A 13832-nucleotide genomic window follows, 5' to 3' on the forward strand; every position below is an offset into this window, starting at 1 on the left:
GAGATTCTAATCCGCCAGGACCAGAAGATCGCGCGAGGCGAAATGCACGGTCACCTTGTCGCCGCGCTGCGGCGGCGGATGAGTCGGATCGTTGAACGTGTCGAACGAAAGGCGGTTCTTGCCCAGCGTCACACGCGTGCGAATGACGGAACCGAGGAAATGCACATCGTCGATCGTTGCTTCCAGCGCTGTATCGTGGCTCTTGCGCGCTTCGAGGCTGACAGCTTCCGGGCGCAAGGCCAGCGTCAGCGGCTTGCCCTTCGGATGATGATCGAGCGTTTCCTGCACCGTGATGGTGCGGCCGTCGAGCTCGATGCTGTTCCGGCCCGGCTCGCTGACCGAGGCTTCCAGCATGTTGAGCGTGCCGACGAACGACGCCACGAAGCGCGAGGCAGGGCGGTTATAGATGTCGAAAGGCGAGCCGATCTGGTCGGCGCGGCCTTCATGCATGACCACGATGCGGTCGGAGATCGACAGCGCTTCTTCCTGATCGTGGGTGACGAAGACGGTCGTAATGCCGAGCTTCTGCTGGATGGCGCGGATTTCTTCGCGCAAGGATATGCGGATTTTCGCATCGAGTGCCGATAGCGGCTCGTCGAGCAGAAGAACCTGCGGCTTGGTGGCGAGCGCACGCGCCAGCGCAACGCGCTGCTGCTGGCCGCCGGACATCTGGTAGGGATAGCGGTCCGCCAGATGGTCGAGGCGAATGAGGCCCAGCATTTCCTTCACCGTGGCGTCGATTTCCGCCTTCGGCTTTCCGGCAACGCGCAGGCCGAATGAAACATTCTGCGCCACCGTCATATTGGGAAACAACGCATAGGCCTGAAACACCATGCCGATATTGCGCTGGTTGGGCTTGAGGTCCACCACATCCTTGCCGTTGATTTCGATGGCGCCGCTGTCGGGCATCTCGAAACCGGCGATCATGCGCAGAACGGTCGTCTTGCCGCAGCCCGACGGGCCGAGGAAGGAAACAAATTCGCCCTTTTCCACGGCAAGGTTGAAATCGTGGACGACGGTATTGGCGCCGAAGCTCTTTTTCAGGTTTTTGATATTCAGAAAAGCCATGAATCTTACCCGGCGGTTGTCTTGAATTTATTGAGGCGTGAGACGAGCTGCAGCATGATGATGCTGAGCCACGTTATGCCAAACGAAATGATCGCCAGCGCTGACGGTTCGTAGGCGCGGTTTGCGCCGACCAGCTGCAGATAGGGACCGAAGGCAGGGCGGTTCAAAAGCGAGGCCAGCGTGAACTCGCCGATGACGATGGCGAATGTGATGAAGGCACCGCTCATCACGCCGGAAATCACATTCGGAAAAATCACCTTGAACATGATGCGGCCCCAGCCAGCGCCGAGGCTTTGCGCGGCTTCCGTCAGCGTATTGACGTCGATGGTGCGCATTGCCGTATCAACCGCACGATACATATAGGGCAGCGAAAGCGTCATATAGCCGAACATCAACAGAAGGTCGGTCGCTCGCGTCGATGCCGTGAACGGCAGCCAGGATGACGAGTTGTAGATGCGCAGATATCCGAACACGATGACGATGGCCGGAATGACCAGCGGCAACAGCGTGATGAATTCCATCACCGGGCGCAATTGCGGCAGGCGCAGGCGCACCCAATAGGCGGTCGGCACGACCAGAAGCACGCCGAAGATGATGGTCAACAGGCCAAGCAGGATGGAATAGCCGAAGGTCGCCTGGAAATTCGGGTCGGAGAACACGACGCGATAGGCGTCGAAGGAATATTCGCCGCGCCGCATGCGCAGCGAGAATTCGAACGTGCCGATGAGCGGCACGAGGAAATAGATCGCGCCAATCAGGAAGGCGATCCAGGCGCCGATTTTCTGGGCGTTTATGCCTTTCTTTTTCATCGCTGCCACCTCTCGGCGCGAATGCGCAGCCAGATATAGATGAGGTTGGAGATACCTGTGATGACGATCATGCCGAGGGCCAGCGCATAGCCGAGGTTCTGGTTATGCAGAACGTCGCCGCGGATCTGGGCAAAGAGCAGGATCGGCACGATGTTGAGCGAGGAACCCGTCAAGGCGTAGGCGGTGGCGATGGCGCCGAAGGCGTTGGCGAACAGGAGAAGCGTCGTGCCGAGCAGGCTCGGCCACAGGATCGGAAAGGCCACCATGCGCCAATATTGCGCGGTGGTCGCACCCAGAATGGAAGATGCCTCGCGCCACTCTTTCTTCAGTCCGTCGAGGGCGGGCGTCAGGATCAGCACCATCAGCGGTATCTGGAAGAACAGATAGGTCAGCGTCAGGCCGAAGAAGGAGAGCAGGTTGAAACCTGTCGCATAGAGGTTGAAGCCGAACCATTCCTTGAGAAGGATCGTCACGAAGCCGGTTCGCCCCAGCGTCGCAAGAAAGGCGAAGGCAAGCGGCACGCCTGCGAAGTTCGAGGCAACGCCCGAAAAGGTCAGCACCGTCGGCCGCAGCCAGGAGGGCAGGTTGCCGAGGACAACCGCCCAGGCCAGAAAGAAGCCGATGATCGCGCCGCCGATGGCCGAGGCCAGACTGACCTTGATGGAAATCCAGTAGGCGCTCATGATCTGCGGCTGAAAGAGATCATGGATGTTCTGGAGCGTGAAGTTTCCAGCCGGGTCCTGAAAGGCGCCGATGATGAGGTACATCGTCGGCCAGATCAGAAACAGGATGGCGAAGATGAAAAACGGCGTCACGCCAAGCCATGACAACGGAAGCCGGCGCTTGCGCACTCCGCTGGGGGCTGATGTTTCGGCAATTGAACTCATAGGTTCTTTCTTTGGACCGGTTCCCGGCAGAACGGAACTGACAGAACCGTTCCGACTTCTTGTTTCTATCTTGCGATCGGCAGGGCCGTCATTCGCCCCTCGGGGAATTTCATTGCATCTTTGCAGTCTGCCCATCCTGTTTGCCAAAGAGCGCGGCGCTGTTTGGAAAAGAGGACGGGAGGGCAAATGAAACCAGTTTGATGCCGCGCCGACCGTTTGAGGCCGACGCGACATGTGTTCGATGCGACAGAAGCGCTTACTGGACGTTTGCGCCCACGACGCTGTCCCATTCCTTGGTGATCGTGGCCTGTGCTGCCTCGATCTGTTCCAGGGTCGGGAAGATAGCCTTTTCATAGGCTGCTGCTGGCGGCAGCTTGTCGAGCAGTTCCTGCGGGATCTTGCCAGCCTTCGCCATCGCGTTGAAGCGGATCGGGTGGCAGTAGCCCTTCAGGTAGCCGAGCTGGCCTTCATCCGAATAGATGTGCTCCATCCACAGCTTCGCAGCGTTCGGATGCGGTGCGTAGGCGCTGATCGCCTGCACGTAGACACCGGCGATGACGCCCGTCTTCGGGATGACGGTCTCGATTTCCGGATTGCCCTTGAGCGTATCGCGGTCGGCGAGCGCGTTATAGTCCCAGCGGATGACGATAGGGGTCGAGCCCTGCGCCAGCGAAGCGGCCTTGCCGATGACCGGAACGAAATTGCCGTTGGCGTTCAGTTCCTTGTAGAACTCGAGGCCCTTCTTGCCTGCGGCTTCGCCCGGCTCGCCGCCACGGGCGATGCCGGCGGCATGAACGCCGAGAATGGCCTGTGCGGAAACGCGCGGATCGCCTGCAAGCGCAACGGAATTTGCGTAGTCGCTCTTGAGCAGGTCTTCCCAATCCTGCGGGATGTCCTTGACGATGTCCTTGTTCACTTCGAAGGCGAGCACGCCGTAATAATCGCCATACCAGTGGCCTTCAGGGTCCTTGGCGCTGTCCGGGATTTCGTCCCAGGTCGCGACCTTGTAAGGCTGGATCAGGCCGTCCTTCTTGGCCGAAGCGCCGAAGGCGAAGCCGACGTCGATGACGTCAGGAGCCTGTGGGCCCTTGTTGTCCTTGTTGGCCTTGATGGCTTCGATTTCATCGCCCGAACCGGCGTCCGGGTTCAGTTCGTTGACCTTGAGGCCGTACTTGTCCTTGAAGCTCTTGATGATTTCGCCATAGCCGCACCAGTCATGCGGGAGTGCGATGGTGGTCAGTTCGCCTTCCGCCTTGGCAGCGGCGATCAGTTCGGCTGACGGTTCGGCAGCGGCGATGGAAACCCCGGCAACGGCGATTGCCGTCGAAAGCGACAGCAGACGCGCTGTGTAAGCAAGCATTGTTTGACTCCCCTGTTTAAGGTCCGGCGAACGCCCCCGGTCGATTCCGGTGCTCGCGCATTCCCGATATCCGCCCTATATGACGGTTGGATGACAGTTTGTGGCTTGTCACAAACTGCCAGCGGTGGAAAGTGAAACACGTTTTCAGAGACTTAGCAATTCATCCGTTTGCGTGAGCAGCATTTTTATGACAGGAAATGTGACAGTAAATTCGTCGTTGTCATAATTCTGCAAGAGGCTTTTCCCTGCGCGACAGGGGTTTGTCTCCGCGCGGCATCACGGTCGAATAGCTGCGATAAACGAAAATTTCTGAAAGATGATCGAACCCTAATAGGTTTCGTATGAAATTGGGAGGCGGAGAGCTAATGCCCTCCACCGCCACCGCCGACCTGCTTGGGTTTGCGCAGCATGATGGCGCAGACGGCAAGCGAGCAGAACATCATCGTGAGGATGAAAAACACGTCGATGAAGGACAGAAGGGTGGCCTGCTGGCGCACCATGCCGGAAAGCTTGGCGATGGCAATCGTCGCGCCGTCCATGCCTGCCGCATTGTATTTGGCGGTCAGGTTGGCGATCATCCTTTCCGCTTCGGCATTGCCCCAGCGAACATGTTCGGCCAGCCGCTCATAATGCATGTCGCCGCGCCGGGTCAGGATCGTATTGATGACGGCAAGGCCGACGGCGCCGCCCAGATTGCGGGTCAGGTTGAAGAGGCCCGATGCGTTTTTCAGCAGGGAAGGCGGAAGCGTGCCGAGCGCCAGATTGTTGATCGGCACCATGCACAGCATCAGCGAGCAGCCACGCAGAATCTGCGGCAACAGCAATTCGTGGAAATCCCAGTCGGCCGTCAGACCCGTCACCATCCATGTGCCTGCCGCAAAGCCGAGGAAGCCGATCATCATCATCAGGCGCGGGTCCATCCTGTTGGAAAGGAAACCCGCCACCGGCGCGGTGAAGAACATGGCGAGACCGCTGACGAACAGCGCTTCGCCGATCATCAGGGCATCATAACCGCGAACAGTGCTCAGATAGAGTGGATATAGATATGTGAGGCCATAAAGGCCTACGCCCATCACGAAGGAGAACACCGAGCCGAATGCGAAATTGACATTCCTGAAGGCTCGCAAGTCCACGATAGGCTCTTCGGCGGTAAAGGCCCTGAAGAAGAAGAGAATGCCGCCGACGATCATAACGCCGGTCAGGACGAAGATGGCTTCATCCTGAAGCCAGTCATTGCGCGGGCCTTCTTCCAGAACATATTCCATCGAACCGAGGAATGCGGCCATGCCGAGAAGGCCCCACCAGTCGAACTTGCTCAGAAGGGAGCTGTCGCCTTCGTCGAAGTCGATGAGGTTCCATGCGGCGATGGTAACGAGGATGCCGGGGCCGACATTGACCAGAAACAGCCAGTGCCATGAGAAGGCGTGGCTCAGATAGCCGCCGATCGTCGGGCCGATGGTTGGCGCAAGCGTTGCGACCAGACCGATCATCGGCGAAACGATGGAACGCTTGGAAGGCGGGAAGATGGTGAAGGCGGCTGCGAACACGCTCGGGATCATGCCGCCGCCGATGAAGCCCTGAATGGCGCGGTAGACGATCATCTGCTCGATGTTCGTCGCCGTCGCGCAGAGCATGCTGGCCAGTGTGAAACCTGCTGCGGAAACGGTGAAGAGCACGCGCGTCGACAAAAGGCGTCCAAGGAAGCCCGACAGCGGAATCATGATGACTTCCGCAATCAGGTAGGACGTCTGGACCCAGGAGATTTCGTCGGAACTGGCGCTGAGACCCGCCTGGATTTCAGCCAGCGAAGCCGAGACGATCTGAATGTCCAGGATCGCCATGAACATGCCGAACACCATGGCCAGAAAGCCGATGGCCTTCTTGGGGTCGATGCGGTCTTCTGCCGGGGCCATTGGCCCCATTGTCGTGTCTGCGGCCATGACGGCGCACTCCGGAATGGAAGAGAAAGGCGGCGCGAAATCCGTTTCGCCGCGCCGCCATCTGTTATTTCAAGTGAGCCAAAGAGCTCGATCAGTCGGCCTTTTGCTCGGGGGCCGTGCGCGTGTCGATATCGACCACGACGCTGAGGCCCGCGCGGATCTTGCCGGATTCCAGCGCTTCCTTCGGGATCATGATGCGCACGGGAACGCGCTGCACGATCTTGGTGAAGTTGCCGGTCGCGTTTTCCGGCGGCAGCAGCGAGAACACGGCGCCCGAAGCCGGAGCGATGGACGCGACCTTGCCGTCGAACTTCGTGCCGTCGATAGCGTCGACATAGATATGCGCGGTTTCGCCGGTCTTGATCTTTGCGAGCTGCGTTTCCTTGAAGTTCGCGTCGATGTAGAGCTCGTTGACCGGGACAAGCGCCGCAATCTTCTGGCCCGGCGAAACGAGATCGCCCTTCTTGCCGGAAAGATTGCCGACCACGCCGTCGAAGGGCGCGCGCAGCGTCGTGAAGGACAGGTCGCGTGCGGCTTTGTCGCGGGCAAGTTCCAGCGATTTTACCGTGCTTTCGGCTTCGCTATATTGGGCATTGAGCACTTCGATATTGGCCTTGGCAGAAGCGATCTGCGCATCGCTGCCGGCAACCTTGGCGCGCGCCTGGTCCAGCGAGGACTGGGCCGTGTCGAGCTCGGCCTGCGCGACGAAACGCGTGTCGTGCAGCTTCTGCACGCGCGCGATCGTGTTCTGCGCATTGGTCAGGACAGCCGTTGCGGCCTGCTTGTCGGCATCGGCCTGTTGCAGGGTTGCCTGCGCGGCGTCGGTCTGGGCCTTGATGCGAACGAGGGTCTGTTTCTGGGTCGCGAGCCTGGCTTCGGCTTCGTCGAGCGCGATCTGGTAGTCGCCTGCATCAAGCTGGAAGATCACATCGCCAGCCTTGACCTGTTGGTTCGCGGCCACGGGGATGTTTTCGATATAGCCGGTAACTTTCGGCGCGATGGACGCAATGTCACCCTGCACATAGGCGTCGTCGGTCGAGACCATGAACCGTCCGACCGTCCACCAGTCATAGGCGAACCAGAGGCCGCCCGCGACCGCGACCGTCAGAATGCCGGGCAAAAGGACGCGTTTGCCGAAGCCCTTCTTCTTGCCGCCCTTGGCGGTTTCCCCGGTTTCCCTGGGTGCGGCTTCCTGCGGGTTCGGCACGGTATGGGGCTGCGATCTCTCGCTCAGCGGCGCCTCATTCGTCGCCGGCTGGGTTGCCGAGGCGAAGTTCTTGGCGTTGGGAAACGGATGAATATCGGCCTTATCAACGGACTTCGGGGCGGACATAGGGAAACTCTCTGGACATCCTTGGGATTGAACCGCTCGGTTCGATGTTGACATAGATCAATAAGATGCGCATATCAAGAGCATATCGAACCGCTTGGTTCGAAAAAATTCAAGAGTCTCTAAAATGAAGCCTGATCGCAAGACCAAAGGAACAACGGATACGATGATGCATGACCGGAACCGGCATGATGGGAAAGATGTCGGCATGATGGGTCAAAGCAAGTCGTCCTGCTCCGAAACGGAATGCGGTCGCACGCGGCTGGGTGCCGGTCAGGATCCTGCGAAACGCCGCCAGATTCTTGAAGGCGCTCAGGATGTGTTCCTGCGCATGGGTTTCGATGCAGCCAGCATGAACGACATCACGCGTGAGGCTGGCGTGTCGAAGGGCACGATCTACGTCTACTTCAACAGCAAGGAAGACCTGTTCGTCGCATTGTGCGAACACTATCGCCACACGATGTTCAGCGAATTGATCGCCACCCTCGACAGCGGTTTCGGGAACCGTCAGGAGTTGACCGATTTCGGCGTGGCGCTGGTGACGCTCATCACTTCCTCCACCGCCATCCGCGCCCAGCGGATCGTGCTGGGCGTGAGCGAGCGCAAGCCGGAGCTTGCCGCGCGGTTCTATGAACGTGGCCCGAAGCGCAGCCTCGTGGTGATGGCCGACTATCTCAGGCGGATGATCGAGAGCGGCAAGCTCAAGCCTTTCGATGCCGACCGGATGGCCTATCAGCTTTCCGATCTTTTCCTGTCGGGCCTCTACAGGCCGCGGCTGTTCGGGGTCTTGTCGGAGCCGCCATCAGCGGAAACGATTCGCAGCAATGTCGAGCTGGCAGTGGATTTCTTCTACAGAGCTTACGGAAATGAGAATGAAACTGTTCTGAAATAGAACAAGTTGAGCATGGCATTGCTTGATTCTCAAAAAAAGTTTACCGCCACACCAATTAACTTCTCATTTAGGCCTTATTTCGGCACCGCTTTTGTGTGCAATTCTTTGCTATCGATTAATTGAAGGTTGTCAGACCCCCTGTTTTTTTTGTCACTTATACAAAAGATTGAATGGCTCCAGGCCCCGATTCGGCCCCCCTTTTTGGACACGGTAATAATCGCCTGCCAGCATTAAGGACATTATATTAATGACACTCGATCTGATTCATTTTCCGAATTTTAAGAAGACATTTTTTGGCACTTCCTTCCAGAGCGATACGCTTGCTCTGCTGACACGAATTCGCGACGAGATCGGTTGTCGTCACATCTTGCACACTTATCGTGGACGGATGGGCGATTGCTCGAAAACCAGTTCTTCCGACATGACGGTTGTGATGACCGTGCCCGCCAACTGGGCTGCCCGCTACTCCACCAAGAACTATTTCGTTGTCGACCCGATCTTTCAGGAAGATGCGCCCTATTTCAAAGACGATGTAAGCGGCATCGTTCGCAATCTCCAGGAAGACGCAGACCAGTGTCCGGCTGTCGCCGACATGCTGCAGGACGCGGAAAAGCACGGGCTGGGCAATATTTTCATCGCCGTCTCGGCCCGCGGCCAGAAAGGTGCGGTCGGCTGTTCGCTGTTCAGCTTCGAGATCAGCCCGGACGAAGACCGTGAACAGTTCGTGGCGAAGCTTCGCCCGCGCCTGTTGAGCCTGTCGGGCATCATCCATTCGGCGCTGTGCGGCTGCAAGGATGTGGCGACGGTGTCCAGTCTTCTGACCCCGCGCGAAGTCGACTGCCTGCGCTGGGCCGCAAATGGCAAGACGGACGGCGAGATCGCGGAAATCCTGAACATCGCGCGTTGGACGGTGGTGACTTATCTCCAGAACGCCAAGATCAAGCTCAACTGCTCCAACCGCACTTCAGCCGTGGCGACGGCGCTGTCGCTCGGCATCATCGAAATGCCGGAAGTCCATCATCTGAACTGATGCCAGCGGACTTGCAGAGACAAGAACACCGGATGTTTCAGGCATCCGGTGTTTTGTGCTTTCAGGCCCTTTTTCTGAGCGGCAGGCGGGCGGCGTCGAAGGCGTTGGCAAGCCGCGCCGTGTTCCTGGCCGGGTCTTCGTCGGCGTCCTCGAAGGCGATGTGGTTCAGCTCGATCCCCGCCGACTTGTCGGTCAGCGTCAGCCGAAAATAGGCGTAGACGCCCTGATTGCGAAACTCCATGTCGAGCACGATGGCCGGTGGCGACTGCCAGTCGCAGCGATATTCCCCGCCATATCCGAGTTCCAGCGTGCCGGGAAAGAAGTAAAGCTCGGTCGCCGAACTGACGATATCGGCGATATTGGCAAAAAGCTCGCAGCGTATGAAGGCGATGTAGTCGGCCGGATCGACCAGACGAAGATCGGTTGCGACTTCGCGCAGGTTCCCGGCAATGATCGCCTCGCGCTCGTTGGAGAATTGCAGGCTTTTCATGGTCTCACCGCCAATCTGGGGAACAGGCCGTCACTGTTCCGGAACATATAAATATCATGATTATCCATTTGTTCTTATGCATGTCTCACTCCCAGTTCCCACCTTTGAGACATGCTCTAATGTAATGCATGCCGCGTGTTGATGACCCGGATCAGCTCGGCCACGGCCTTGTAGAATTCCGGTGCGATCATCTGGTCGACATTGACCTGTTTATAGAGCGCGCGCGCCAGCGGAACGTCCTCGAATATCGGGATGGAATGCTGCGCGGCGATCTCTCTTATCTTGAGAGCGATCAGATCCTGCCCCTTTGCCACGACGACCGGGGCCGCATCCTGATCAGGCTTGTAGCGCAGTGCTACGGAAAAATGAGTCGGATTTGCGACGATGAGCGTTGCCGTCGGAACGGTGTTGATCATGCGGCGGCGCGCACGGTCGCGACCGAGCGATCGCAGGCGAGACTTGACCAGCGGGTCGCCTTCCGACTGCTTCAGTTCGTCCTTCACCTCCTGCCGGGTCATGCGCAGTTCCTGCCGCCAGTGAATGCGCGACCAGGCAAGGTCGAAACCGGCAATTGCGTGATGGCCAGAACATTGGCGACCAGCAGGCGCACCATGTTCTCACGCAGGAATTCGGGCAAGGCGCTGGGGTCCGAGGCGACCGCATCGGTGAAAAGGCTGTTGCCGCTGAAAAAGACGACGAAGACGATGACGCTTGCCGCCAGAAACTTGGCCAGCGATTTGAGAAACTCGACCTGACCGCTGCGCCCGAAAATGCGCTGCCATCCCTTGAGGGGCGATATGCGCGAGGCCTGCGGGCGGATGCGCTCGCCGACGAAGCGCGGCGCATTCTGGAACGCGGAGGCCGCAATGCCGGCAAGCGGAATGATGATGAATACCGGCACGAGGGCCGCGCCGACGGCGAGCGCCAGAACGCCGAACAGACGGCTCGCATCCTCGGCGCTGTTGAGGAGCCAGTCTTCGGGGCGGTCGATCAGTTCCCGCAGGAAGACGGCAAGCTTCGTTGTGGCAGGTCCAGCGACAAAGACCGCGATAATCAGAAAGGAGGCGATACCGGCGAGGATCGGCGTTTCGCGGGAAAAGGGCATATTGCCCTTTTCCAAGGCGTCGCGGATCTTCTGTTCGGTGGCTTCTTCTGTTTTGCTTTCCTTGTCCGCATCATCTGCCATGGGTCACCGCAATCAGGACGAAGCTTCGCCAGCGTCGAGGGTGATGATGCCGCGCTCGGAGAGATCGATGGCGATACGGGCTATCGTGCGGCGCGCATCGGCAATGTTCTGCGCGGTTATGTTGCCTTGCTCGGCGCCAAGCTCGGTTTCCACCATCCGGCGGCCACGGGTCGAGAGCGAGGAGAGAACGAGTTCCTGAAGCCTTGTGTCCGCCCCGCGCAGCGCCGTTGCGATCTGTTCCGTCTGCACTTCATCGAAGAGCAGCAGGCGCGCGCGCTGCGACAGGCGCTCGATGTCTTCGAAGGTGAAGAGCTTGGCCTTGATGCGGTTGAGATCGTCGCGGTTGAGGTCTTCAAGGCTCGCCATCAGTTCTTCCATCTCGCTTCTGTCGAGCTGGTTGAAGATATTGGCGATCTGGCCGTGATGCGCCTTTACCGGTCCGGAATCGCTGCGGCCCAGAAGATCGCGCCGCAGCACGTCTTCGAGAAGTTCCGCCGCAGCCGGTGCGACATTGCCGATATGGAGCGAGCGCTGCACGACGGCGTTGCGCAACTGCGGCGGCAATACCACGAACAGCCGGGCTGCAAGGTCGGACGGCAGCTTCGACACGATATAGGCGATGATCTGCGGATGCTGGTCCGTCAGATAGGCCTGCAGGCTTTCCACCGGCAGGCGGCCGAGCTGCACCCAGACGGATTCCTGAACGAGTTGCGGCTGGACGCGCTCTTCCAGAACCGCATCGACCTCTTCCTGCGGCAGCGTTTCGCGCAGCAGGCCCTCGAACCGCTGGGCAGCTTCCGAAACCGGCGCGCCTTCGGCAAAGGAATCCTCGAATTGCTTGACCAGATGTTCGAAATCGAGCGGTGAAATCGGCTCCAGCGTGCGGGCATGACCGGCAAGCTTGCGCAGGTCCTCGGCATTGAAATGCTTGAGAAGACGCGCGGCGGCAGGGCGGCCGATGGCAACGAGGATCGCCGCCGCCTTTTGCGGGCCGGTCAGCGTATCGACGAGGCCGGTGGCGGTCCCTTCAAGGTCTTCCGCGAGGGCTTGCTGTTCATTGTCGGCCATGGTCACGTCCGTTACTTGCCGATGATTTCGGTGAGGCTGACACCGAAACGCGAGGAATCGTCTTCAAGGACGATCACTTCGCCACGGGCGATGACGCGGCCATTGACCACGATATCGACCGGATCGCCGATCTGCTTGTCGAGCGTGATGACCGCACCGCGACCGAGCTTCATCAGATTGGCAACCGGCATGGTCGTGCCGCCCAGAACAACCTGCACGTCGACGGGAATGCCCATGATGAGTTCGAGATTCGGCTTGGATGGCCCCTTCTGCGCGCTGCGCGGCTTTTCCTCGCGCAGTTCCTCAATGGCTTCGTCCAGTTCCTGCTGCATGTTCTTGTCCTCGGTTTCCTTGCTCATGCCTGGCCTGCGAGTTCGACCGTTGCCTTCCTGACCGTGCGGCGCACGAAGACCGGCAGTGCGTTCTTTTCCTTCGGGAGCGATTGTTCGGCGGCGGCGGTCCGGTCGTCGGTGCGCCGCGCGCTGTCGGCGACATTGCGCGCATGGCGGATGTCGCGGGTCAGCGCCTTGCGCAGCCGGTTCAACTCCTCGATCGCCTCTTCCATTTCGCGGCGCACGCGCTGCGTTTCGGCAAGGCGGGCTTCAAGCCTGGTGTTTTCGTCAGCCAGGGCAGTGCCAAGATCGGTGCGCTCGCTCTGGATGGCCTTGACGGCGCGTTCCAGCCCGTTGGAGGCGGCTGCAACGCGCAGCGCCAGCAGCTTGCCGAGCTTGATCGTCTCATTGGCCTTGCGGCCAACCACGATCAGGGCCGCAAGCGAGGCGAGAGCCATCAATGTGGAAAGCACGTTAGCCAGCAACAAGCTCATCGATGAAATCCTCTTCCTGATTGACGGGGTCGCCGACCTTGACTGTGAAATGAATGCCCGATTTGCCGAGCGTGCACTTGAAAAGCTGCTGATCGCCGGCGCGCAGGCGCACCTGCTCCATGGCGTCGGCAGGCAGTTTCAGAACCTGACCGATTTCCAGCATCGACAATGCGTCCAGCGTCATCGATCCCTGCTGGATGAATGCCTCCAGCTCGATGCGCGCGCGGCTGACCTCGTGCCGCATCTTCTTCGCCCAGCTCGGATCGGCCTGATTCATCGGGCGGCGCAAAAAGGCGGCCACGGCATCCTGCATCGGCTTGTGCGTGCTGCGCGGCAGCAGCAGGTGCACCCGGCCGGTCTTGCCCGCGGCGGTAACATCGATGCGGCAGGCGAAAAGGCGCGAGCGCTCGAAATTCTCGCGGTCGAATTCGGCGGTATCGATGCATTCACCGGCAGCAAAAAGCGCCTGCCCGTTTCCGGCGAACACCTGATCGAGCGATTTGGCAAGATGACCGGCCAGAAGTGCGGAAATCTTCTGCTCCAGCATCCCGAAGGGACGGTCCTCATCGACGGAACCGACACTGCCCCCGATACTGCCTTGCGCACCGAACATCGCCTCGATCACGGAGAAGACGAGGGTTGCATCGGCGGTCAGATAAAGCGTGCAGCCCCAGCGCTCGGCCTTCAGCGGCGCGATGATCGCCGCCTTGTCGAGAATGTCGGCAAAGGCGGCATCGTCGGTGCTTTCCACCTGACCCGCATCAATGTCGAACGCGGCGGCGCAGCCATGTTTCAGCCGGTCGCAGAAATGCGTCGAGGCATCCTTGAACACATGGGCAAGCGATTTCAGGTCGTCGCCGGAAAGGCCGGCTGCGCGCAGCACATTCTCGGCCAGAACATCGGTTTTGCGGTTTTGTCCCAATGTGGCAGTTTCGGCGGTGGTCAT

General features: G+C 59.4%; 13 protein-coding genes and 1 pseudogene. 2 read left to right on the forward strand and 12 right to left on the reverse strand.

The genetic code is table 11. The features are described from left to right. Window positions 1-6: 6 nt before the first annotated feature. The 6 genes from ACS5UA_RS10320 to ACS5UA_RS10345 form a co-directional block, all read right to left on the reverse strand. Complete coding sequence (locus ACS5UA_RS10320; protein WP_025091750.1) at window positions 7-1068, reverse strand: ABC transporter ATP-binding protein; 1062 nt, start codon at window positions 1066-1068, stop codon at window positions 7-9. Window positions 1069-1073: 5 nt separating this feature from the next. Next, window positions 1074-1877, reverse strand: coding sequence for an ABC transporter permease (locus tag ACS5UA_RS10325; RefSeq protein ID WP_006471424.1), 804 nt, complete (start codon window positions 1875-1877; stop codon window positions 1074-1076). Continuing rightward, on the reverse strand, window positions 1874-2764 hold the full coding sequence (locus tag ACS5UA_RS10330; protein ID WP_006471425.1) for an ABC transporter permease: 891 nt from the start codon (window positions 2762-2764) through the stop codon (window positions 1874-1876). The genes ACS5UA_RS10325 and ACS5UA_RS10330 overlap by 4 nt, the downstream gene beginning before the upstream one ends. A gap of 256 nt (window positions 2765-3020) precedes the next feature. Beyond that, entirely contained in the window at window positions 3021-4124 is a 1104-nt protein-coding gene (locus ACS5UA_RS10335) for an ABC transporter substrate-binding protein (protein WP_006469432.1), read from the reverse strand. A 362-nt stretch (window positions 4125-4486) separates the two neighbouring features. Further along, window positions 4487-6064, reverse strand: a complete 1578-nt coding sequence (locus tag ACS5UA_RS10340; protein ID WP_112671003.1) for a DHA2 family efflux MFS transporter permease subunit — start codon at window positions 6062-6064, stop codon at window positions 4487-4489. 91 nt (window positions 6065-6155) lie between these two features. Further along, a complete protein-coding gene (locus ACS5UA_RS10345) occupies window positions 6156-7397 on the reverse strand; it encodes an HlyD family secretion protein (RefSeq protein ID WP_241084271.1) in 1242 nt (413 codons plus the stop codon). Window positions 7398-7521: 124 nt separating this feature from the next. Between ACS5UA_RS10345 and ACS5UA_RS10350 the strand changes: the two genes are divergently transcribed. Together ACS5UA_RS10350 and ACS5UA_RS10355 are read left to right on the forward strand one after the other, a co-directional pair. Continuing rightward, window positions 7522-8286: a TetR/AcrR family transcriptional regulator C-terminal domain-containing protein gene (locus tag ACS5UA_RS10350; protein WP_443101298.1), complete on the forward strand. Its 765-nt coding sequence runs from the start codon at window positions 7522-7524 to the stop codon at window positions 8284-8286. A gap of 247 nt (window positions 8287-8533) precedes the next feature. Next, entirely contained in the window at window positions 8534-9316 is a 783-nt protein-coding gene (locus tag ACS5UA_RS10355) for a helix-turn-helix transcriptional regulator (RefSeq protein ID WP_112671009.1), read from the forward strand. Window positions 9317-9377: 61 nt separating this feature from the next. Here the strand turns inward: ACS5UA_RS10355 and ACS5UA_RS10360 are convergent, their stop codons facing one another. From ACS5UA_RS10360 to ACS5UA_RS10385, 6 genes and pseudogenes are all read right to left on the reverse strand, one after another. Next, entirely contained in the window at window positions 9378-9806 is a 429-nt protein-coding gene (locus tag ACS5UA_RS10360) for a hypothetical protein (RefSeq protein ID WP_443101299.1), read from the reverse strand. Window positions 9807-9922: 116 nt separating this feature from the next. Next, a pseudogene (gene flhB / locus ACS5UA_RS10365) lies at window positions 9923-10992 on the reverse strand (flagellar biosynthesis protein FlhB). Between the two features lie 12 nt (window positions 10993-11004). After that, the gene (locus tag ACS5UA_RS10370) at window positions 11005-12060 is read right to left on the reverse strand and encodes a flagellar motor switch protein FliG (RefSeq protein ID WP_183515313.1); all 1056 of its coding nucleotides are present in this window, start codon (window positions 12058-12060) and stop codon (window positions 11005-11007) included. Window positions 12061-12071: 11 nt separating this feature from the next. Then, window positions 12072-12419, reverse strand: a complete 348-nt coding sequence (gene fliN / locus ACS5UA_RS10375; protein WP_006469425.1) for a flagellar motor switch protein FliN — start codon at window positions 12417-12419, stop codon at window positions 12072-12074. Further along, on the reverse strand, window positions 12416-12886 hold the full coding sequence (locus ACS5UA_RS10380) for a BAB2_0123 family type IV secretion system effector (protein WP_006469424.1): 471 nt from the start codon (window positions 12884-12886) through the stop codon (window positions 12416-12418). Before ACS5UA_RS10380 ends, fliN begins: the two co-directional genes overlap by 4 nt. Then, a complete protein-coding gene (locus ACS5UA_RS10385; protein ID WP_113368707.1) occupies window positions 12867-13832 on the reverse strand; it encodes a flagellar motor switch protein FliM in 966 nt (321 codons plus the stop codon). Before ACS5UA_RS10385 ends, ACS5UA_RS10380 begins: the two co-directional genes overlap by 20 nt.

It is taken from the genome of Brucella sp. RRSP16, assembly GCF_052246815.1.
GTDB lineage: Bacteria > Pseudomonadota > Alphaproteobacteria > Rhizobiales > Rhizobiaceae > Brucella > Brucella intermedia.

What these genes read in the sequence shown, in the direction of transcription:
- ACS5UA_RS10320 (WP_025091750.1), bottom strand. Translation starts at nt 1,068, where the DNA reads ATGGCTTTTCTGAATATCAAAAACCTGAAAAAGAGCTTCGGCGCCAAT.
- ACS5UA_RS10325 (WP_006471424.1), bottom strand. Translation starts at nt 1,877, where the DNA reads ATGAAAAAGAAAGGCATAAACGCCCAGAAAATCGGCGCCTGGATCGCC.
- ACS5UA_RS10330 (WP_006471425.1), bottom strand. Translation starts at nt 2,764, where the DNA reads ATGAGTTCAATTGCCGAAACATCAGCCCCCAGCGGAGTGCGCAAGCGC.
- ACS5UA_RS10335 (WP_006469432.1), bottom strand. Translation starts at nt 4,124, where the DNA reads ATGCTTGCTTACACAGCGCGTCTGCTGTCGCTTTCGACGGCAATCGCC.
- ACS5UA_RS10340 (WP_112671003.1), bottom strand. Translation starts at nt 6,064, where the DNA reads ATGGCCGCAGACACGACAATGGGGCCAATGGCCCCGGCAGAAGACCGC.
- ACS5UA_RS10345 (WP_241084271.1), bottom strand. Translation starts at nt 7,397, where the DNA reads ATGTCCGCCCCGAAGTCCGTTGATAAGGCCGATATTCATCCGTTTCCC.
- ACS5UA_RS10350 (WP_443101298.1), top strand. Translation starts at nt 7,522, where the DNA reads ATGAAGCCTGATCGCAAGACCAAAGGAACAACGGATACGATGATGCAT.
- ACS5UA_RS10355 (WP_112671009.1), top strand. Translation starts at nt 8,534, where the DNA reads ATGACACTCGATCTGATTCATTTTCCGAATTTTAAGAAGACATTTTTT.
- ACS5UA_RS10360 (WP_443101299.1), bottom strand. Translation starts at nt 9,806, where the DNA reads ATGAAAAGCCTGCAATTCTCCAACGAGCGCGAGGCGATCATTGCCGGG.
- ACS5UA_RS10370 (WP_183515313.1), bottom strand. Translation starts at nt 12,060, where the DNA reads ATGGCCGACAATGAACAGCAAGCCCTCGCGGAAGACCTTGAAGGGACC.
- fliN (WP_006469425.1), bottom strand. Translation starts at nt 12,419, where the DNA reads ATGAGCAAGGAAACCGAGGACAAGAACATGCAGCAGGAACTGGACGAA.
- ACS5UA_RS10380 (WP_006469424.1), bottom strand. Translation starts at nt 12,886, where the DNA reads ATGAGCTTGTTGCTGGCTAACGTGCTTTCCACATTGATGGCTCTCGCC.
- ACS5UA_RS10385 (WP_113368707.1), bottom strand. Translation starts at nt 13,832, where the DNA reads ATGACCACCGCCGAAACTGCCACATTGGGACAAAACCGCAAAACCGAT.